Here is a 20,047-nt window from a genome sequence, read left to right on the forward strand (position 1 = left end):
GAGAATGGTGACTCTACATCACTTCTTGTCTCAGATCACCGTTTGATTTCGGTAACCCTGAGACAACAGTCCACCGGACAGACATCATGGTTCGGCCCCAATGGTCCCAGGGCGGGACGATCAGCAGTGCCAGCGATGCGTTCCTCGATCAATTCTCGAATCATGGTGATAAAGCGGGGATGGACTCCCACTGTTTTTGCCCGGGCGACATTGATGCCGACTTCACTGCCGACCTGTTTCGCCTCTGTGTCCAGATCGAACAGCACCTCCATGTGGTCGGAAACGAAGCCGATCGGAATAATGACGACATCCTGAACCTCTCCCTGCTGCCCCAGTTCGGTGATAAAATCACAGATATCGGGTTCCAGCCAGGGTTGATGAGGCGGACCACTGCGGCTCTGGTATACCAGATGCCAGGGGTGCGTTCCCAATCGTTCACTCACCAGCTGAGCAGCGTCCTTCAGTTGGGTTTCGTAGCGACAGCCCGCGGCCATCGCCAGGGGGATACTGTGAGCGGAAAACAGAATTGTCGCCTGCTCTCGGCGTTCTTCCGGGATCTCGGCCAGTGCTTCCCGGGCGCGATCAAGGGTAGCCTCGATAAATCCGGGATGATTAAAGAACATCCGCAGCTTATCGACTTCGGGAGCCCCAGCTCCAACCGCTTCCTGAGCCTGCTGGATGTCTTCCCGGTACTGGCGACAACCCGAATACGAGCTGAATGCCGAGGTGAAAAAGCCCAGGGCCCGCTGAATGCCATCCTGTTTCATCTGCGCCAGCGTATCCGTCAGCAGGGGATGCCAGTTCCGGTTTCCCCAGTAGATGGGGAGTTGCGGCCCGTTCGCAGCCAGTTCCTGTTCAAGTGCCGCGATCAGGGCCCGATTCTGCCCGTTGATCGGACTCACTCCACCGAACTGCTGGTAATGCTCCGCGACTTCCAGCATCCGCTCCCGGGGGACATTCTTGCCCCTGAGCACATTTTCCAGAAAGGGAATCACATCGTCAGGCCCTTCCGGCCCCCCGAAGGAAACTACCAGAATCGCGTCATATTCATTATTCATTCAGGCTGTCTCTACTGTCTGGTTGGCAAATCACTCATCGGTCGCTGCTGAACCGAGGGCTTGTCTTTCCTGCTATTGATCTCATCATAACAACTTTTTTCCGTTGTAGTCAGCCTGCAAAAGATGACTACTCCTGTTCCATAAAGATTTATCGCCTTCACTCACCATTTTCTCCCCCTGCGTCTGAAGAAAGTTTCACCCTGTCCCTGCCCGGTCGGATTGCCTAAAATGAATTCAGTCGCTTAGAATATGACAGACTGCTTTCATTCAAGCACTTTCGTAAAGGGATTTTACTCCAATGACGTTTTCACAACTGCCTCAGCTGGCACTGGTTGTCTTATCGATTGCTACCCTCTTCACACTGCTCACCGCCTGTGAAAATTCCATCTCCAAAGAAGACCGCCCCGTAGCGATCTCCGAAGAACAGCCCGAATCGGAAGTAAAAATGGTCGCCCACGAAGCTGCAGACGGTCTGGAAGTCGTCACCCTCGGCTCAGGCTGCTTCTGGTGTACCGAGGCGGTTTTCCGCGAACTCAAAGGGGTCAAGTCTGCCGTCTCCGGCTACTCGGGAGGCGCGGTCCCCAACCCGACTTACAAAGCCGTCTGTACCGGCACCACCGGTCACGCAGAGGTCATTCAGGTCACCTTTGATCCTGAAGTGATCCCCTTCACAGACATCCTCAAAGTCTTCTGGGAAACACACGACCCGACCACGCTCAACCGCCAGGGAGCAGACGTGGGAACGCAGTATCGCTCCGCTGTCTTCTATCACAATGAGAAGCAGAAAGAAGAAGCGACCGCTTACAAGAAACAACTCGATGAATCAGGACAGTTCAAAAGTCCCATCGTCACTGAAATCACCGAGTTCCAGAAATTCTATCCCGCCGAAGACTACCATCAGGACTATTTCAAACTGAATCCCAACCAGCAGTACTGCCAGTTCGTGATCCGCCCCAAACTGGAAAAGTTTCGCAGCAAGTTCAGCGAGAAACTGAAATCCGAAGAGAACACCAAAGAGAAGCCAGAATAATCTACTCTGACAATGAGACGACTTGACGTCTCAGGCCTTTGATCCACTCTTCACACTTTCAGAGGGAATCCCTGCCAGGGCTTCCTGCTTACCCGGAGTGGGCAGGGACGGATTGTCCTGAAATTCGGGATCCGGAGCTTCTCCACTGGAGAACCGGTCACGAAACCAGCCGGCCACCTGATGACTCAGTTTGAGTACATTCGCAATCGGCGAAGTGGGTCCAGTAGTCCCGCAGCCATTCCGGCGAACGATAAAATGAACCACCCGGCGTGACTGACAACAGACGCGTCCAGTCCTGGTGATATTCCAGTAATGCATCAATCTCATTCAGCTCGATCACATCTGACATGAATTATCGGCCCTTGCATCTTCTCTCCGCTTCACTCTGCTCTGGCGGTTGAGCCTTCGTCCCTGATCGCAGTTTCGTGCGGGAAATACCTCAATTTGAGTCAGCAGAAACTGTCCCCCGTTCCGAGCAGCGGGCAGCTTCCATACACGCAATGAACTTAGCCCACGTACAGTGTCACTCAAAAAAATCAGAGCTGAGAAACTGGAATCCCGCAGGGGAACGGAGGTGACGGTCAGGTTATATCGGTCTTGAGAATGAAAAAGCCGTCCGCAACTTTTAAGACATTTTGATCATGTTAGAACAGTTAGGATGTGCGTTGCATGATCGACTGAAATATGCGGTAAAACACTGCAGGGAGAATGCTGCAACAGCCATCGATATGGAGGGAATTATCTGCTGTTCGCTGAAAGCAAGCCGTTGAAAACACTGTCGACTCACACCAGATCGTCAAGATTATTGCACAGGTTTGAGAACCGGAGGTGAGTCGTTGCCAGCCTCACTCTTTCTTCTTATCTGCCGACATCGCCTCGACCAGCAGTCGGTTTCGCTGGTCTGCTTTATATTCATTGACCACCATGATGGCATGAATCATTCCCGGCAGCCAGAACAGCAGCGTCAGAATGATGTTCAAGATGAACTGGAAAGGCTTCCCCGCCAGCAGGACGGCGAGGGGTGGAATCACAACTGCCAGAAAATACATCTCACTCTCCAGTCTCACGAGTGCCCAATGGACAGGCTCCTGATTCACGAAATTTTAGAGACACAACCTTCTCACCAGAAAGCGAGAAAAAATAGGGCCGACAGGACTCAAAGCGTTCTGCCCAACGACATTGATATTCAATAGTTAAAGCAAAAACAATTCTGACGCGCTGCGAAATGCGCTGCAGTTGGGAATTTTCAAGAATCAACGTGGTAAGCTCTGCAGGCTGAGAAATCAGACCGTTAAAGCAGGTTTGCCACGTTTTTTCTTTCCCTTGAATCATCCTCTCATATCTCAAACGGCTTGCCTGTTCTGCATCAGACCAGGCTTTGAACGATTACCGCAATCAGTTTCCCTATGAGAATGGCTCCAGACGTCGCTATCAGGACGAATAAGCCATAAGCGAGGTTATCCTTGAGAGTCTGTCTCTCAGCTGCTTTCAGGGCTTCCTCAGCCTGTCTGACGAGTTCAGCTCTCTCTGATGCCTCTTTGTGAGTGGATGCGACAGGGCGAATCATGATGCAGCCCCCCAGTTCAAAAAATAAATCAATGCAGCAGTAAAAATGCAGATGATAATAAATAGGACAAAACTGAACTCGAATTGTTGCGCCTGCTGATTCGCAGAAATGTGAAGCTGTTGTAATTCAGGAGGCAGATCGGCAATTCTTTCGGCTTCCTGTCGTCTGAGCTCCTTTTTCCGTTTCGCTTCCCTGCTCCCCCAGACAATCAGAACCACGAGCGTGACAAGTGCCACGAATGCCCAAAACAGGACGTTAAGGATTTGCTCTATCGTGAGATTCGCCATTTCTCCCCCCTCTCCAGCCTGGATCCTATCCTCCCTCAATTTGCTCTCACGTGGATATTGCAGAGCAGTTATCATACGCTAGAATGACGATTCTCATTTGTCTACTGCTTTTTTATTCAATTCAGCCAGTCTACCAAAGTTCTGATCCAAGACGGCAACAGAACAGACCAGCCAGCCCCCGGAAAGTGAAATATGAAATTTCATCAGGTGATTGATAAATACCGGAAGATTGCATTTTCAGAGCGAGACAAAGGAGACCGTTTTGAAAGGCTGATGCAGGCCTATCTGTTATCTGATCCCATCTATGCCCCCAAGTTCAAAAACGTCTGGCTCTGGAATGAGTTTCCCGCGCGTAAGGATTTCGGCGGCAAAGATACGGGTATCGATCTGGTAGCGTTGACTCATGAGGGGGATTTCTGGGCGATCCAGTGCAAATGTTACGAGGAAAGCGCCACCATCGATAAAAAAGAGGTCGATTCCTTCCTCTCGACTTCCGGACGTCAATTCAGCAGTGAAGAGATTAAAACAACCAAGTTTGCCCATCGGCTCTGGATCTCGACCACCAACAAATGGGGAAGCAACGCAGAAGAGACTATCAAGAATCAGTCTCCCCCGGTCTCCCGAATCAGTCTGTATGATCTGGAACAGGCCCCCGTTGACTGGGGAAAGCTGGAAAAAGGCATTACAGGCGATTCTGCCCGAACCAAGAAATATCCCCTCAAACGCCACCAGAAAACCGCCGTTGAAGAGACTCATAACGCATTCCAGACGGCGGACCGGGGCAAGCTGATCATGGCTTGTGGAACCGGGAAAACCTTTACCTCTCTCAAGGTTGCCGAAAACGAGACAGACGGGAAAGGATTAATCCTGTTTCTGGTCCCCTCTATTGCCCTGCTCGGTCAGACGTTGCGTGAGTGGTCTGCACAGGCTCAGGAACCGATCAACGCTATCTGTATCTGCTCAGACCCAAAGATTACCAAGAAACGGTCTAAGGGGGACGATTCGAGCAATGTCAGTGTAGTAGATCTGGCTGTACCGGCATCAACGAACGTGAAACACATTGTTCAGCAATTCCAGGCAATCCAGGAAACAGCGCCCGCGGGAATGACCGTTGTATTCTCAACGTATCAATCAATTGATGTCATTTCCAAAGCTCAGCAACAGCTGCACAAGACTGACAAATCAGTGGGAATCTTTGACCTGATCATCTGCGATGAAGCCCACAGAACAACAGGCGTTGCACTCTCAGAGGATGATTCATCGGCATTTATCAAAGTACATCAGAATGATTTCATACAGGCCAGAAAACGGCTTTATATGACAGCCACTCCCCGCCTTTACAGCGATGATTCAAAAGCCAAGGCGGCAAAAGATGATGTTATTCTCTGTTCGATGGATGATCCTGAAATCTATGGAGAGGAGATCTACCGGATCGGCTTTGGTGAAGCAGTCGAAAACAACTTGTTGAGTGATTACAAAGTTTTGATTCTGACACTCAATGAAAGTGATATGCCTGCAGCCGTTCAAAAAATGGTAGCCAATCCAGAGAGCGAGATTAACGCCGATGACGCATCAAAACTGATCGGCTGTATTAACGCGCTCTCCAAGCAGATTTTGGGTGATGAGGGGATTCTGAAAAGCAGCGATCCCGAACCGATGAAACGGGCCGTTGCGTTCTGTCAGAACATCAAGATTTCAAAAAAGATCACCAAAACATTTAACGATACCACAGATATCTATCTGGATTCCCTTTCCAGTGAAAAACGGAAACAGATGGTTGAGGTTGCCTCTCAGCACATTGACGGCAGTATGTCCGCGCCGGAACGTGACGAGCTTATGAGCTGGCTCAAATCCAGTGAAGCCGATTCCAACGAATGCCGGGTTTTAACCAATGTGAGATGTCTCAGTGAGGGAGTGGACGTCCCCTCCCTGGATGCGGTGATGTTTCTCTCTGCTCGTAACTCTCAGGTAGACGTTGTGCAATCAGTGGGGCGCGTGATGCGTACCTCTCCCGGTAAAAAATACGGATACATCATCATTCCGGTAGTCGTTCCTGCCGATGTGGAAGCCTCTAAGGCCCTGGACGATAACAAGCGGTATCAGGTCGTCTGGTCCGTTCTGAACGCGTTACGGGCTCATGATGACCGTTTCAACGCCACAATCAATAAGATCGAGCTCAACAAAAAACGTCCGGATCAGATCATTGTGGGACGTCCCGACACCGATTCAGACGGGGAAGCAGTCCCCACAGAGAGCAACGCAGATCTCAAAAAACAGCTGGCGTTCCAGTTTGAAGAACTGCAGAGCGTTGTCTATGCCCGGATGGTAAATAAGGTTGGTGATCGTAAATACTGGGAACAGTGGGCAAAGGATGTTGCCGTAATCGTTGAGCGTCAGATTGAGCGGATTACGAAACTCAGCCAGGAAGAGGGGAAGCACAAACAGGTGTTTGAGGATTTCCTTTCCGGACTGCAGGAAAATATCAATCCATCAATCAACCAGCAGGAAGCCATTGAAATGCTGGCTCAGCACATTATTACGAAGCCAGTCTTTGAGGCTCTGTTTGAGGGTTACTCCTTTGTTCAGAACAACCCGATTTCGGTATCGATGCAAAAGATGCTGGATTTGCTGGAAGGGCAGGCAATCGCCAAAGACACCAAAGTTTTAGACAAGTTTTATCAGTCGGTCCGATCCCGCGCGGAAGGCATTGACAATGCCGAAGGGAAACAGCGGATTATCATTGAACTGTATGATAAGTTCTTCAAAACCGCCTTTCCCAAGATGGTTGAAAAACTGGGCATCGTTTATACCCCGGTCGAGGTTGTGGACTTCATCATTCATTCGGTGAATGACGTTCTCAAGAAAGAGTTTGGCCGGTCTGTTTCCGATGAAAACATTCATATTCTCGACCCGTTTACAGGAACCGGCACGTTTATCACGCGACTGCTGCAGAGTGGTCTGATTACTCAGAAAGATCTGGAACGGAAATACGAAAAGGAATTGCACGCAAACGAAATTGTTCTGCTGGCTTATTACATCGCAGCAGTCAATATTGAGAACGCCTATCATGACCTGTTGTCTGAGGGGGAATCTTATAAAACATTCGAGGGGATTTGTTTAACAGATACATTCCAGCTTGGTGAAACAGACGCAAGCAGCCAGCTGATTTCCGAGATATTCCCTCACAACTCAAAACGCGTTGTAGCTCAGAAGAAAGCTCCAATTCGGGTGATTATGGGGAACCCACCTTATTCTGTTGGTCAAAGATCTGGCAATGATAATGCTCAGAATCAGCATTATGAAAAACTGGACAGCCGAATTTCCAACACATATGCCAAAGAAACCAATGCTACCAATAAAAACTCTCTTTATGACTCATTTATAAAAGCCTTTCGCTGGTCTTCTGATCGTTTAGATAAAGACAATGGCGGGATAATCTGCTTTGTCTCTAATGGATCATGGATTGATGGAAACGCGCAAGATGGATTTCGTAAGTGCCTGGAAAAAGAGTTCTCTTCGATTTACGTGTTAAATCTCAGAGGCAATGCACGGACTCAAGGAGAGTTAAGACGGAAAGAAAAAGATAACGTCTTTGGTCAGGGGACGCGTACAACAATCTCAATCACACTTTTGGTAAAGAACCCAAAATACAAAGAGGAAAAAGCTGTAATTCATTATCACGATATTGGTGATTATCTGACACGTGATGAGAAGTTAAATTTGATCTCGAAATTTAATTCGATCAACAGTCCTGATATAAAATGGAAAAAGATCATCCCCAATGATCAAGCTGACTGGATCCGGCAGCGGAGTAATCTATTCTTAACTTATTTTGAATTAGCGCCAGAGAAAAAATTTCAACGTGCTTCTACTTCATTTTTCACAACAAACACAAATGGCTTACAAACCAATCGAGATGCTTGGGTTTACAATTTCTCAAGAATTACTCTTGAAGAAAACATCTATAACCTTGTCTCAAAATATAATCACCTGTTGGAAACATCAGGTGCGAAATCGGCAGAAAAGGTAATCGAAAGAAACGATAAAATAATTAAATGGTCAAGTAGTCTTGTGTCAAGATTTGAAGCTGGACAAAAACTAGAGTACAGCACCGATAACATTAGATTTGCATTGTACAGACCATTTTGTAAACAGCTTGTTTACAGACAGAACGAATTGAATCACCGCCCATATCAATTGCCTAAAGTCTTCCCTTCAAAAGCAACTGATAATTTACTGATTTGTGCCTCTGGAGTTGGAGTAACAAAAGATTTTTCCGTCATCATAACTGATACTCTTCCTGATCTTGAGTTGATCGGAAAATCTCAATGTTTCCCGTTGTACTACTTCGATCAAAAAGAAAAAATTGCCAAGACTCTGTTCGACTCGGAAAGTGAATCTAGCCATTTCCAAAGGGATGGAATCACCGATTTTATTCATACAAGAGCCCGAGAGATTTACGGTAAAAAAGTAACCAAAGAAGACATTTTCTATTATGTCTATGGTCTGCTCCACAGTCCCGATTACCGTACTCAGTTCTCCAGTGATCTGAAAAAGATGTTACCCCGTATTCCATTGGTGGATGAGCCCAAATCATTCTGGAAGTTCAGCAAAGCGGGACGGGAACTGGCTGACTTGCATATCAACTATGAATCAATAGAGCCTTATCCGGGAGTTGATATCTCTGGTTGTGAAACTGAAAATTTTCGAGTGGAGAAAATGCGTTTCCCCAAGAAAGGCCAGAAAGACACCATCATTTACAACAGCCAGATCAGCATTACAGGCATTCCTGAAAAGGCGTATGAATACGTTGTGAACGGCAAGAGCGCCATTGAGTGGATCATGGAACGCTATCAGGTGAAAACCGATAAGAACAGCGGAATCAAAAACGATCCCAACGACTGGGCAGAGGAAGTCGGGAAACCGCGGTATATCCTGGATCTGCTGCTGAGCGTGATCAACGTCAGCCTGCAAACGGTCGATATCGTCAACGATCTGCCAAAACTGGACTTTGAAGCGATGGCAGCGGAATAGAAGCCAGCCCGTTTCCTGATCCACTCCCTCACAGGGAAGCTCTCCCGATTCTTTCATTTCTTGAATTCAGAGTCCTGCTGCGCACTCTGAACCAGGCATCCACTCCCCTCTGATCGATGCCAGAGCCCTGTACCAATATGTACAAAACCACCAGTAGAACAATCTCAACCCGTTTTTGAAAAAATCGCCTTTCTGAGCCAAATTCGCATTTACCGCATTTGGGTGATTGTTATCAAACGCGTAGTCAGACACCACAATCAGCCTGATTTCACTTGAAAGAGCAGGTTTTCTGGAGTTTGACATTGGAGGTGAATGAGTCGTTTCGAATTGATCTGCTCACAGTCGCAGCAGTACCTGGAAATCATACTGATTGAACGTTTCAGTGTGATCCCAAAGAAAAAGTCTTGACGTCGCCATTTATCTCCCAAAAATCAGGCCCCTGTAACGTGGCATGTGCGGGCACAGGCTCGGACACTTTAGTTCAGAAAAGCAATATTTGGCAAAGGATATCGAAATGAAAACGACAACTCAGGAATCACCTGTATTGATCACTGAAAAAGAAGCAGCTCGCCTGCTTGGTTGCTGTGAGCGTTCCGTCTGGCAGTTACGCAAAGACGGAAAGCTCCGATGCGTCAAGATTGGAACAGCAGTCCGGTATGCCCGATCTGAACTGGATCGCTTTATCCAGGAACAGATGAGCCAGAACTGAACCGATCAGTTAACGTTTGCAATATTTAAACGAGGAAAGTATCTGACTGAACTTCACTTTTTAGTGACGGCGTTATGTTTTTGGAGAACTTTGCACGCCGCGATTTTAAAGCAACTCCAGATCGTACTGAATGTTGGAAACGATAGTCATACGGTCAATGACACAACTTTTAAACCTCAGTTGGTGATTGTAGAAACGACTCAGGGCGTGAAGGTGAGTAGGCAAAGATTTGGTCTCGTTAAACGAGTTAGTCCGGGGAACGGGCAGGTAGATGATCCTGCAACGTGGCCTACGTCCCGGTCCGCATGTAACAAAAATCAAAACCGATCAGTAAAACCTGCTCACGCAATCTGAAACAGTCATTTAAACAGTCAGTGAATTACCAGTGAAGCGTAACGACACTGGAGCGAGTCAAACCCAAACATATAGTTGTTACAGGGGAAGGCCACTTTGTGCACCAAACCTGTTAAATAGGAAAGAATTGATTGATCATGTCTGGATTTCGATTAACATTCCGGGGGGCTTGGGGGGACATTGTGCGACTCTCTTTTCTCTCTCGGGAAAGATCTATTTACGTCGCGCGCGAGGGAATCAGGAAATCCGGTCTCCATTTCAGCATGTTTTCCATTTCCCCTGGATGTTCGTTATCCTGTATTTTCAATCTTGCCTGTCTCCGGATCCTGAATAATACAGCGACTTCCGGCAGATTCTCTGATCAGTCCGGACCGTTTCAACGTTCACAGCCTCAGCTGGTCCGCATTGAATAAACAATCAGGTAATCCCATCAACCAGCAATTTCCGAGATATTAAATACGTAAATAATCAAACTGGCTGTATCTCAAACCGTCTCAGCGTCCTGTTTTTGCTGAGATGCAACAGAGAACAGAACACAATGAGCCCTGAAAGGAGCGAGTATCGTTTATGGCAAGTATTTCGAAGCATCCCAACGGATGCAAAATCATTCAATTTTATGATGCTGATTCACAGAGGCGAACCATGCGAGTCGGCAAGGTTTCCATGAAAACAGCAGAAGCAATCCGGGTACGCGTTGAGTGTCTGGTATCGTCCAAGATCACTGGACATGCCCTGGATGACGTTACCGCTCATTGGTTGACCAGTCTCGATAAAGTGATGATCAATAAGCTGACAAAAGCCGGTCTGATCAAAGCGCGGGAATCTGCCACTTTGGGAGAATTGATAGACGGTTTTATTAAGCTGCGGACGGGAGACGTGAAACCGCGGACCGTGGCAAAATACAAAGTCGTCAAAAAACACCTGACTGACCATTTCGGGAAAGACAAGCCATTGAAGGCCCTGAACGCAGGAGAGGCTAAGGAATGGCGGGCTTACTTGGTTGGTCGAGGTCTGGCAGAAAACTCGATACGGAAGCTCTCAGGCATCGCCAAAACGATGTTCAACTATGGAATCGATAAAGAGCTGCTGATTAAAAATCCGTTCAAGTGTCTCCCGTCTGCCTTGGTTCCGACCAGGGAACGACATTTTTTCCTCTCTCCTGCGGATACTGAAACGGTTCTCAAATCCTGCCCTGATGCAGAATGGAAACTGATCATAGCACTGGCCCGCTATGGTGGCCTCAGAACGCCCTCAGAGACGTTTTCTCTTCGCTGGGAGGACATCAACTGGGAACGGGAACGATTTTATGTCAGAAGCCCCAAGACGGAACGATACGAGGGGAAAGAGGGGCGCGTTGTGCCGATCTTCCCGGAACTCAGACCGTACCTTGATCAATGTTTCTTCGCTTCACAAGAGAAGCCCTCAGAATATGTGATTGCCAAGCACCGGATCAGGAGCGAAAACCTGCGGACGACGTTTCACAAGATCATTAAACGGGCCGGGCTCAAGCCGTGGCCTAAGCCCTTCCAGAATCTACGATCCAGCCGGGAAACAGAGCTGATTGAGCAGTTTCCTATCCAAACAGTGGTTGCATGGCTGGGGAATTCACCTGCAGTAGCGATGCAAAGTTATTTGCAGGTAAGGGAATCCGACTTTGAGAAGGCGCTGCGAAATGCGCTGCAGTACACTACCGTTTACAGTAAATCAGGCCCGCAAGGCGATGATGAGGAAAATGATGTATCTCAAAGCGAATCAGAGACTTGCGAAGACATGCGAAAGGACACGGAAGAGGGAAATAGGGCCGACAGGACTCGAACCTGTAACCAACAAATTATGAGTTTGCTGCTCTAACCGATTGAGCTACGGCCCCGTATTTGGTTTCTGACTTAGGTTGGATCGTGCAGTTCAGCAGGGACATCAAACCTGAAATCGGCCAATGCATACCTGTGAACCGGGTGGCTGATAGCTTACTGGAGACTCCAATGAGTGTCAAAGCAACAGGCTGCGAAACACACGATCCTGTCTCACTTTCGGTCAAATGAGCCTCTCTGTTGATCTCTGACACCGGAGCGGGTAAACAGGATCGTAGCTCAATCGTTTTTTTTTGAGATTTCCTCTACCACTTCCGGGAGGCCCGATTCGAATGGTTCAACGCTCTTTGATCCCTGTTTTGAGTCTCTATCTGCTACCTGGCCTGCTCCTGTTGTCCCTCGGTCTCACGACCACCCGGGCGGAAAAAGCGACTCCGTCTGCTCCCATCCGCGTCGGCTCAGTCAAAGGAGGACACGTCCACCCTGCCCTCTGCCGGGCTGCGAACGGGGATCTGCTTGCCGTCTATAACGAAGATGGCGGCGGGGGAAAAGAACTGCTCCTCTCCCGCTCGACCGATGGAGGGGTGACCTGGTCTACGAGTCGACCGATCCCTGTCATTAAAGACTGCTCCATCTATCCCGGTTCTCTGACCACTCTCCGCAGTGGCGAAATCGTCCTGCACTGGTCCTGCTATCGCATCGATGGTAAACGCCGCTGGCGGGTGCCTCAGTTCTGCACCTCACGCGATCATGGCGTCACCTGGTCCCCCGTCACCGAAATTCCTCTGGAGGACCATACCAACTACACCTGCCTGCGTCATCCGATCCTCGAACTCGACATCAACCACTGGGTCTGCCCCTTCTATGATCGAACCGTGATCTACGACCGGACTACCAATTCCGTCACTCCCTTCGGCGACGGACGAAACCATGGCATGGTCCCCCTGATCAGAACCGCGACAGGTACCCTCATCAGTGGTGCTCCACAAAGCGAAGCCCCCGTACCGGTCGGCAAGCCGGGCCAGATGGTTTACGGCCTCCGCTCGACCGATCAGGGTCAAAGCTGGCAGGCAATGCATAACCTCCCCTATTTCGGTGTTGCGGGCTACGACCTGAATGTTCTGAAATCGGATGACGTTGTGCTTACTTCCATTCTGTACGGCGTTGGCCGCGATGACGAATGGGCTTACGAACTGACGCTCTCTCATGATGAGGGAAAATCCTGGGACACCGCGAACTCAGTCATCATTTATAACCCGGAGCGTCCCATCAAAGGTCGGGGCTGGCCCCGCACCGTGCAGATCGACGACCAGACGCTGGGGACGCTTTTTTATGACCTCGATCCAAAGCAGCCGGATGGCCCCGGCGTCTTCTTCGTGCGCACGCCCCTGTCGGCCCTGCAGTCAGACAAACACTAGTTGCTTTGAAGCGCGATCTGACTCTTCCGCCAGGCAGCACCATACAGGGCAAAGCCCAGCTGCACCGGTTCCGCTGCCTGTCTGAGCGCTGCAGTCAACTCTGGATCAAAGGGAGAAATGCCACGCTGCCGCAACAAACTCGCAGCCTGCAGAGTCACCGCCCGATCATATTTTGCCAGGCTCTTCAGTAACTCGGGCAAATTCTCTCCCTGCTGTTTCACCAGTCGCTCGGCATACACGACTGCCGGCGTACGCTGACCGTCGCCGTCCGCGTCAATCCAGACCGCCCCGGTCGAACCTACAACCTGCGACTTATATTCCGGAGATTCCGGCTGGTAAGGTTGCGCCATCGGCCAGTAAGGGGCAGACACACCCGGCCCCGTCGCTATCGCCACCAGGTGACAGTCCTCGGAACGCGGCTCCAGCTTCCAGGTCTCCTGCCACTGTACGCCTCCCCCCGGCTTTGAGGTAATCTCTTCGCTGCGGATGAGCTCTCCGTTCGCATACAGGTCGATTCGCTGCGCACTCACCCACGCCGGACCGGAGACTGTCAGCGAGACTTCCATATCCTTCGACGCAGGCACCAGTTCCCGGGACCATAGCGGCCATTGACCTTGATCCGCGTGAACAGCCCATAGGACAACAGTACTTTCCCATCAACGAAATTCTGAATCGTCCGGGTGGCATCAATTTTCCCCGGATCCTGATCATCCGCCTGAATATAAGTCCGCGACTGCCCCACGATATACCGGCTCACATCGTGCGAATCGCTGCACCCTACGGGCGTCAACATCACACCCCGGTTCAGTTCGCCGAACCAGTCGCGATACAGCTGCAGCACATCGGTCTGAGTTGCTCCCGAGTTGATGATCTCCATCGCATTCGCCCGCAACTGCCAGTTCTTCAGACTTTCCCCCGTCAGACCAATATGGTTCTGCGGCCCAAAGGGGCGGTAATTGGAATGAATGTCGCGGGCATGATTCAGGATCACCGCCTTCACGTTCGGCGTACCATAGATGCTCTTGAAAATCGCCTCCCAGCTCATCAGCTTATAATCAGGTATTGGTCCCCCTTCCTGTACGGAGAAGACATTGAAGTGCCCCAGCTTCGTCGTCACTTCATTGCCAATGACCGGCGTAAAATATTTCCTGACGTGCAGCTTGCGGGCCAGCGGATCGTAGTTGATCTGCTTGTTATGATCAGTGGCGATGGGAAACTCGATCTGCTCACCCGCCAGCGTAATCATCCGCTCTTCCATCGAACAGTCGCCATGCCCGGAATGGGTAAACGTATGGATGTGCGTATCACAGCTGACATAGCCGCTCGTATCGACTTCGCGGTCGATCTTGAGGTTGACCTGCTTTGTTTCCCCCGCCTTGAGTTTGATTTTCTGCTTTGCCACACCATATTCAAATCCGCGGCCGGCATAGATCGTATACGTGCCCGCCGGCAGCTGGAACTTCGCCTTCCCCGTACTGGTATAAATCACACCGGTCCGTACCGCCTGTTCCGCATTCGACTCCGCCGACGTCGCCACCAGCGTTCCCGCTGGGTCAACAATCGTCAGCCGACAGGGTACCGGTTTGTTACTGTCCCCCTCAACGACACTCACAGAGACTGTCGCCCCTGCCAGCACCCTGGATCGGTCTTCAGGAAACAGCACAATCTCACCCACGCGAATATCATCAGGTGTCAGTTTCCCCGACTGAAATATCCGTAACCGGTTTTCTCCCACCTTTACCAGTCCCTCAGGGACCGGCAGCAAGAGCTGTTGATCGTTCTCATCCCGCGTCAGCTTGCCCAGCACGACGCCGTTCAATTCGACATTCCAGCCCTGCTTTACGTCCTGCTGTCGCAACTGCAGAGTGGATGCTGCCTGATCAGCTGCCACCTTGAACGGGATCGACAGTTCCGGCCTGGGTGTCCCTTCCGGGAAGGTCGTCCATTCCCGTTCGCCTGAGTGCCGCAGATGCACCAGCTTCGAAGAAATCACTATCGCATCATTGGCCGAGACCAGGCCGGTGCTCGCCAGCCAACAGCACAGAGTCAGAATTTTCCAGTTCATCGTTGAAAACGCTTCGAAAAAGAGAATGAAATTGTATGTGGAGCAACCGGAAGAACATCAGCGATGTGCGGTTGCTTTCTTTGTACTCTGCAGCAGGTAGGCCAGCAGGTCATGCAGTTGCTGTGGGGTGAGGATCTCCAACAGATTGGCCGGCATCAGCGACAGGGGCGACTGTTTCTGTTCCTCGATCTCATCCTTCGCGATCTGAAATTCTTTCCCCTGGTTATCGACAAACACGATCACCGCTCCCTCTTCCCGTCGCTTGAGGCCTGTAAAGACACGTCCTGCATCCGTGATCACGGTGCTCGTGCGGAAATTAAGATCGACCGCACGATTCGGATCGAGTACATCTTCCAGCAGCCGTTCCAGACCCCTGTTGCCGATCCCATCCAGTTGCGGCCCCACCAGGGCTCCTTTACCGTTCAGCTGATGGCAGACTGCACAGTTCTTCTCAAAGACCGCTTTACCGTTCTCGAGTGACAGTTTGAAACTGTAGTGCGACTCGAAATGTTTAGCGATCTGCTGTTGTGTCTCTTTCCCCCGGGGAGGCAAGCCGTTAACCAGCTTTTCCAGACGTTGTTTGAGTTCAGGACTGCCAGACTGTTCGATCTGATTCCGGATATTGGGGCTGCTCAGCAGTCGCGGCGCAGCGATCCCTTTTTCCGCGAGGGTAAGTAACAGCTCACTCCCCCCGGCCTGTTGACAGAGTGCTTCGGCCAGTCGGGTTTGTAGTCGACCTGGATAAGTCTTGAATGCATGCTGTAACAGAGGTTCCAGTTGAGCTTCATTTTTTTCAATCACGGCTCGAATCACGTTGTTCTGAAACGAATCTGTTGACGGAACCGATTCGAGCGGGAGTGGAAACAGGGGCTGAAACGCTTCTGTCCCATCCAGTTTGATCAGGGCCTGAGCCAGTTCATCCTTCAGTTGGGGATCCAGACGCTCACGTGAGAGCCAGGCTGCCAGGTTCTCACGCTCGTCGTGCAATTGAAACGCCTTGACCAGCAGAGCTGCTGCCGACAGCCGTTTAATCTGCTGTTGCAGACCTCCGTGGGGCACAGTGACCACAACAGGCTCAAATCGCCCCACCGCCAGCCAGGCATAAGCTCTCCCTGTGTCCCCATCGACGATTTCCAGAAAACCCTGTTCTCCTGACACATCTTTCAAATCCCAGTTCACTTTTTGAGCCAGATCATTACGCGGCGCCAAGGCCTTCTTGAGCACACTCCCATCAGCAGATCGACGGAGTTGCACAAAATTCAAACCGTTATGGGGTTGCTTCGGAAAACCGGAATGCCCGGCAATATAAAACTCGAGTTGGTCAGGAATCTTGAAGTCCGTAGAAACCAGTCGGCCGGCAGTTTGTTCTCCTGCGGGCAGACTACTGAAAAAAGAAGCTGCTTTGACACCATCTGCAGAATCACGCTGTTGAGTCACCCAGGGATTTTCGGAGTATTTCTCTGACACAGGTAAATTCACCCATTGCAGCGGCTGGTCTTTGACCAAATCCAGCAACTCAGCTGCCAGCGCGGCTCCCCATTCCTGAAGTGCCTGATCGAACGCCAGCCCTTTCTGCTGATAGCCCTGCAGTACTGCTTTGATAATTTCCACCTGCAGATCAGGTTGACCAGCCAGTTTTGTCTGGGCGAGTCGAATCAGTGCCGACAGTTTCTCGGCCGGCAGATAACGGACAATGTGACGAAAATAAGCCGGCAGATCACCGGATGCCGCCGGTTCATCCTGCAGATAACGAATCAGATACAAGGCCGCCTGTTCGGTCGGAACCGCCAGCGAGAGTTCTGCCAATGTTTTCCTCTGCGAGGGATCCAGTGCTTCCCAGTCCAGCTTCTCCAGTAGAGATGGTTCGCGGATCTGCAACATCAGCGCGCGGCGCACCACGTATTCGAGGTGATTGTCTTCGGTCGGCACCCGGGCTTTGAGTGCAAACAGTGGCGACAGGTTATTCAAATTCGGGTGCAAGCCCAGCCCTGCCGCAGCCGCGCGCTGGACGAAGGCATTTTCATCCTGCAACGCAAGTACCGCCAGCAGGCGCTGCGCTTCTTTCCACGACTGCTTCTCGGCCAGCATCTTTGTGGCATGAATTCGTACCAGATCGTCCTTGCACTGCAGCCCCTGTTTCAGCAGATCATCAGCCAGAGCACCGCGGCGGAACAGAACCCACATCGCATGCACAACAATCGTCGGTTGTCTGGCATCCACGACAGCCTGTTGCAGCGGCGCGATCACTTCGTCGTCGAACTGATCGGTCAGATAATCGGTAATCAACATCCGTGTCGTCAGGTTGGTTGACCCCAGCTCTGCGATCAGATCGGGAATACTCAACTTCGTATAATCTTTGAGCAGGTGCTCCTTGCCGGTGGTAACGATCCGCCAGATCCGTCCCCGGTGACGATCGCGTCCCGGATGATCTAGGGGTACTTCGTAATGCCCGATGATCTTGTTATAGAAATCAGCGACATAGATGGCACCATCTGGACCAAGTTGAACATCCACTGGTCGAAACCAGGGGTCGGTCGTCGACAGGAAATCGGGTTCTTCCTGTGCGATGATGGTCGAGCCGTGATACACGGGAGTATTTCGGTTCAACCGGCTGGTCATCACGTTACCGCTCAGAAAGTCACCCTGGTATTCCGCAGGAAACTGATCTCCGGATACAACGGCCAGCCCCGCGATTGCGGTGGAGCCATGCAGGTGTTCCATCATCGGTTTGACAAAACCGAGTCCATCGTGCGGCTTCCCGAAACTCGGATAGTAACCGCCCCGTAAAATCTGGTAGATGGGTTTGGAGTGACAGTCCGCGGTAAACAGGTTCCCCATCTCATCAAATGTGGAGCCGAAGGGGTTTACCTGCCCGTGCGTGAAATGTTCAATGCGGGAACCGTCCAGCCGCATCCGATAGGTATTACCGGACTGCATTTCAATCGTGTGTCCATCGCTGCCGCTGACCCGGGTCTGGTTGTTAAATCCGTGATTCGCATACAGCCAGCCGTCAAAACCCCGGCGGAAGGAATTGTTCATGCCGTGGGTATCCCGCTCAAAGCCCATCGGCCCGAACAGCTTCTTCACCCGGTCCGCTTTGTTGTCGCCATCAGTGTCTTCATAAAATGAAATATCCGGAATGCTGAATGCAATCACGCCAATCTTGTAGGGATACAGACCGATGGGAATATTCAGCCCTGATGCGAACGTGGTCACCTTGTCGTAGCGACCGTCACCATCGGTGTCTTCCAGAACTTTGATCGTATCCTTACCCGGTTTCCCATCCTTGACCGGATACGGATACTCCGATGAATCGGTTACCCACAATCGGCCGCGAATATCAAACGCCATATTCAGCGGTTTCTGAATCTCCGGTTCCGAGACGACCAGTTGCACTTCGAATCCGGGTGGGACGGTGAAACTCTTCTGTTCCGCCTGAGGCGTCAACGGTTCGGTGGGGCGAATGAATTCGCGGAAGGGATCTTTCTGTTCCTGGGCCATAAGGTTACAAGGCAGCCAGAGACTGAAAGCCCCCAACAGGCACAGCCAGGAAGTGCGGAGCGTCTGCATCATTGTTGTATCACCTGCGCTGGATCAATGAAAATACCCGCCTGCCATCTCATTTAACGAGACAGCCGACGGGTTCAATCCTAAATGATACATAAAGCAGAATCAATCTGTAGCTAATCAAGTTCCTTGATGTAAATATTACGGAACTGCATCAGACTGCTGGCCGGGCTGAAAGTACCATCTTTCAGTTTTCCTCCATGATGCTGTAGCGCAATCGGACCTTTCTCGGGCACGTCGGGCAGCTGGGCATTTTCCAGGACCATTTTGTTATTCAGAATCACGGTCAGACGATCCTTGACCATGATGATGATGAACTTGTTCCATTCTCCTACAGGATTATCGGCGTTCACTTTGGGAGTTACACCGGCCCGGACTTCCGGAGCGACCGACTGATTGCGGCGGTACGAGTAAACTTCTCCAGATCCGATCGGCCAGCACCAGATATTCACCTGGGCCTTGGGAGTTCCTCGCAGGTAAATGCCGGAATCGGCATTTGGCAGTTCAACGGTGATGACTTTGCCGTCCGCGTCTTTGAGTTCCGATCCATCTGACAGCACGATCGGAACCTTATACAGGCCGGTCGTCTCTTTGATCCGCCATTCCATACTTAAAATGAAATCGCCATATTCTTTCTCGGTCCAGAGATTCTTATCTCCCTTGGATTCACTCTGTGCGTCATAGTCGATGACACCATTTTCAACTTTCCAGTGCCCGTTATCCCCTTCCGGCACTTTCCAGCCACTCAGATCTTTTCCATTAAACAGCGATGTGTACCCCGGATGCAGTTTGTCTTCAGGTGGTATTTTGACAATGGCACCATCGGTTACCGAACCCGGTTTTACTTCCAACTGCTTTTTAGCCTGCTTCTTGACTTTGTTCTGTGCAGGCAGACTTCCCTGAGAGAACAGACTCAAAGCAGTGCATGCACTCAAAATTAATAACGACTTATTGAGCCGGATATTCATGTTTTTCCTTTTCCTGTTGTTGGGCGGGACACAGCAGGCTTCACGCACTGCCGGGATGATTCTCTCCTGCTATCCTATCGCATGCCTGTGCGCCTTCCCACCCAAATTCGTAACTTTGTTTAGAGAAAGACAGTGTAACTTTGTGGGCGCCAGACAAAGTCATAGATCAACAGAAATTG

The 20,047-nt window shown here is 50.6% G+C and carries 14 protein-coding genes, 1 tRNA gene and 1 pseudogene; 5 read left to right on the top strand and 11 right to left on the bottom strand.

What is annotated here, in order from left to right; all coding sequences use genetic code 11:
* Window positions 1-35: 35 nt before the first annotated feature.
* Window positions 36-1,058: a ferrochelatase gene (locus tag F1728_RS07945; RefSeq protein WP_155363668.1), complete on the bottom strand. Its 1,023-nt coding sequence runs from the start codon at window positions 1,056-1,058 to the stop codon at window positions 36-38.
* 298 nt (window positions 1,059-1,356) lie between these two features.
* Here F1728_RS07945 and msrA point away from each other — a divergent pair, with 298 nt between their 5' ends.
* Window positions 1,357-2,088 (top strand): peptide-methionine (S)-S-oxide reductase MsrA, encoded by a 732-nt coding sequence (gene msrA, locus F1728_RS07950; protein WP_155363669.1) that lies wholly within the window; start codon window positions 1,357-1,359, stop codon window positions 2,086-2,088.
* Window positions 2,089-2,118: 30 nt separating this feature from the next.
* Here msrA and F1728_RS07955 read toward each other — a convergent pair whose 3' ends face one another.
* The 5 genes from F1728_RS07955 to F1728_RS07975 all read right to left on the bottom strand — a co-directional run bounded on the left by F1728_RS07955 (window position 2,119) and on the right by F1728_RS07975 (window position 3,942).
* The gene (locus F1728_RS07955) at window positions 2,119-2,406 is read right to left on the bottom strand and encodes a hypothetical protein (protein ID WP_155363670.1); all 288 of its coding nucleotides are present in this window, start codon (window positions 2,404-2,406) and stop codon (window positions 2,119-2,121) included.
* Between the two features lie 527 nt (window positions 2,407-2,933).
* On the bottom strand, window positions 2,934-3,137 hold the full coding sequence (locus F1728_RS32115; RefSeq protein ID WP_155363671.1) for a YqaE/Pmp3 family membrane protein: 204 nt from the start codon (window positions 3,135-3,137) through the stop codon (window positions 2,934-2,936).
* 1 nt (window position 3,138) lies between these two features.
* Window positions 3,139-3,420, bottom strand: a complete 282-nt coding sequence (locus F1728_RS07965) for a hypothetical protein (RefSeq protein ID WP_155363672.1) — start codon at window positions 3,418-3,420, stop codon at window positions 3,139-3,141.
* A 34-nt stretch (window positions 3,421-3,454) separates the two neighbouring features.
* Window positions 3,455-3,655, bottom strand: a complete 201-nt coding sequence (locus F1728_RS07970) for a hypothetical protein (RefSeq protein ID WP_155363673.1) — start codon at window positions 3,653-3,655, stop codon at window positions 3,455-3,457.
* On the bottom strand, window positions 3,652-3,942 hold the full coding sequence (locus tag F1728_RS07975) for a hypothetical protein (RefSeq protein ID WP_155363674.1): 291 nt from the start codon (window positions 3,940-3,942) through the stop codon (window positions 3,652-3,654). Before F1728_RS07975 ends, F1728_RS07970 begins: the two co-directional genes overlap by 4 nt.
* A gap of 192 nt (window positions 3,943-4,134) precedes the next feature.
* On the opposite strand from F1728_RS07975, the gene F1728_RS07980 reads away from it, so the two are divergent.
* From F1728_RS07980 to F1728_RS32535, 3 genes and pseudogenes are all read left to right on the top strand, one after another.
* Window positions 4,135-8,976, top strand: coding sequence for a DEAD/DEAH box helicase (locus F1728_RS07980; protein ID WP_155363675.1), 4,842 nt, complete (start codon window positions 4,135-4,137; stop codon window positions 8,974-8,976).
* A 514-nt stretch (window positions 8,977-9,490) separates the two neighbouring features.
* A complete protein-coding gene (locus F1728_RS07985) occupies window positions 9,491-9,685 on the top strand; it encodes a helix-turn-helix domain-containing protein (RefSeq protein ID WP_194242736.1) in 195 nt (64 codons plus the stop codon).
* Between the two features lie 1,131 nt (window positions 9,686-10,816).
* Window positions 10,817-11,623: pseudogene (locus F1728_RS32535) on the top strand (tyrosine-type recombinase/integrase); the annotation flags it as partial.
* A gap of 212 nt (window positions 11,624-11,835) precedes the next feature.
* Here F1728_RS32535 and F1728_RS07995 read toward each other — a convergent pair.
* Window positions 11,836-11,909, bottom strand: a tRNA-Ile gene (locus F1728_RS07995).
* Window positions 11,910-12,182: 273 nt separating this feature from the next.
* Here F1728_RS07995 and F1728_RS08000 point away from each other — a divergent pair.
* Window positions 12,183-13,268 carry a sialidase family protein gene (locus tag F1728_RS08000; protein ID WP_228030548.1) on the top strand — a complete coding sequence of 362 codons (1,086 nt, stop codon included), beginning with the start codon at window positions 12,183-12,185 and terminating at the stop codon, window positions 13,266-13,268.
* Here the strand turns inward: F1728_RS08000 and F1728_RS08005 are convergent.
* From F1728_RS08005 to F1728_RS08020, 4 genes are all read right to left on the bottom strand, one after another.
* Window positions 13,265-13,852, bottom strand: coding sequence for a hypothetical protein (locus F1728_RS08005; protein WP_155363677.1), 588 nt, complete (start codon window positions 13,850-13,852; stop codon window positions 13,265-13,267). The genes F1728_RS08000 and F1728_RS08005 overlap by 4 nt on opposite strands.
* A complete protein-coding gene (locus tag F1728_RS08010) occupies window positions 13,819-15,333 on the bottom strand; it encodes a CehA/McbA family metallohydrolase (protein ID WP_155363678.1) in 1,515 nt (504 codons plus the stop codon). The genes F1728_RS08005 and F1728_RS08010 overlap by 34 nt, the downstream gene beginning before the upstream one ends.
* A 57-nt stretch (window positions 15,334-15,390) precedes the next feature.
* Window positions 15,391-18,906: a PVC-type heme-binding CxxCH protein gene (locus F1728_RS08015; RefSeq protein WP_155363679.1), complete on the bottom strand. Its 3,516-nt coding sequence runs from the start codon at window positions 18,904-18,906 to the stop codon at window positions 15,391-15,393.
* Window positions 18,907-19,016: 110 nt separating this feature from the next.
* On the bottom strand, window positions 19,017-19,868 hold the full coding sequence (locus F1728_RS08020; RefSeq protein ID WP_194242737.1) for a 3-keto-disaccharide hydrolase: 852 nt from the start codon (window positions 19,866-19,868) through the stop codon (window positions 19,017-19,019).
* Window positions 19,869-20,047: the final 179 nt, after the last annotated feature.

The sequence above is a fragment of the Gimesia benthica genome, from assembly GCF_009720525.1.
GTDB classification, from domain to species: domain Bacteria; phylum Planctomycetota; class Planctomycetia; order Planctomycetales; family Planctomycetaceae; genus Gimesia; species Gimesia benthica.

Excerpts from the sequence above, each read along its gene's own strand:
- F1728_RS07945 (WP_155363668.1), bottom strand. The coding sequence starts at position 1,058 with ATGAATAATGAATATGACGCGATTCTGGTAGTTTCCTTCGGGGGGCCG.
- msrA (WP_155363669.1), top strand. The coding sequence starts at position 1,357 with ATGACGTTTTCACAACTGCCTCAGCTGGCACTGGTTGTCTTATCGATT.
- F1728_RS07955 (WP_155363670.1), bottom strand. The coding sequence starts at position 2,406 with ATGCATTACTGGAATATCACCAGGACTGGACGCGTCTGTTGTCAGTCA.
- F1728_RS32115 (WP_155363671.1), bottom strand. The coding sequence starts at position 3,137 with ATGTATTTTCTGGCAGTTGTGATTCCACCCCTCGCCGTCCTGCTGGCG.
- F1728_RS07965 (WP_155363672.1), bottom strand. The coding sequence starts at position 3,420 with ATGATTCAAGGGAAAGAAAAAACGTGGCAAACCTGCTTTAACGGTCTG.
- F1728_RS07970 (WP_155363673.1), bottom strand. The coding sequence starts at position 3,655 with ATGATTCGCCCTGTCGCATCCACTCACAAAGAGGCATCAGAGAGAGCT.
- F1728_RS07975 (WP_155363674.1), bottom strand. The coding sequence starts at position 3,942 with ATGGCGAATCTCACGATAGAGCAAATCCTTAACGTCCTGTTTTGGGCA.
- F1728_RS07980 (WP_155363675.1), top strand. The coding sequence starts at position 4,135 with ATGAAATTTCATCAGGTGATTGATAAATACCGGAAGATTGCATTTTCA.
- F1728_RS07985 (WP_194242736.1), top strand. The coding sequence starts at position 9,491 with ATGAAAACGACAACTCAGGAATCACCTGTATTGATCACTGAAAAAGAA.
- F1728_RS08000 (WP_228030548.1), top strand. The coding sequence starts at position 12,183 with ATGGTTCAACGCTCTTTGATCCCTGTTTTGAGTCTCTATCTGCTACCT.
- F1728_RS08010 (WP_155363678.1), bottom strand. The coding sequence starts at position 15,333 with ATGAACTGGAAAATTCTGACTCTGTGCTGTTGGCTGGCGAGCACCGGC.
- F1728_RS08015 (WP_155363679.1), bottom strand. The coding sequence starts at position 18,906 with ATGATGCAGACGCTCCGCACTTCCTGGCTGTGCCTGTTGGGGGCTTTC.
- F1728_RS08020 (WP_194242737.1), bottom strand. The coding sequence starts at position 19,868 with ATGAATATCCGGCTCAATAAGTCGTTATTAATTTTGAGTGCATGCACT.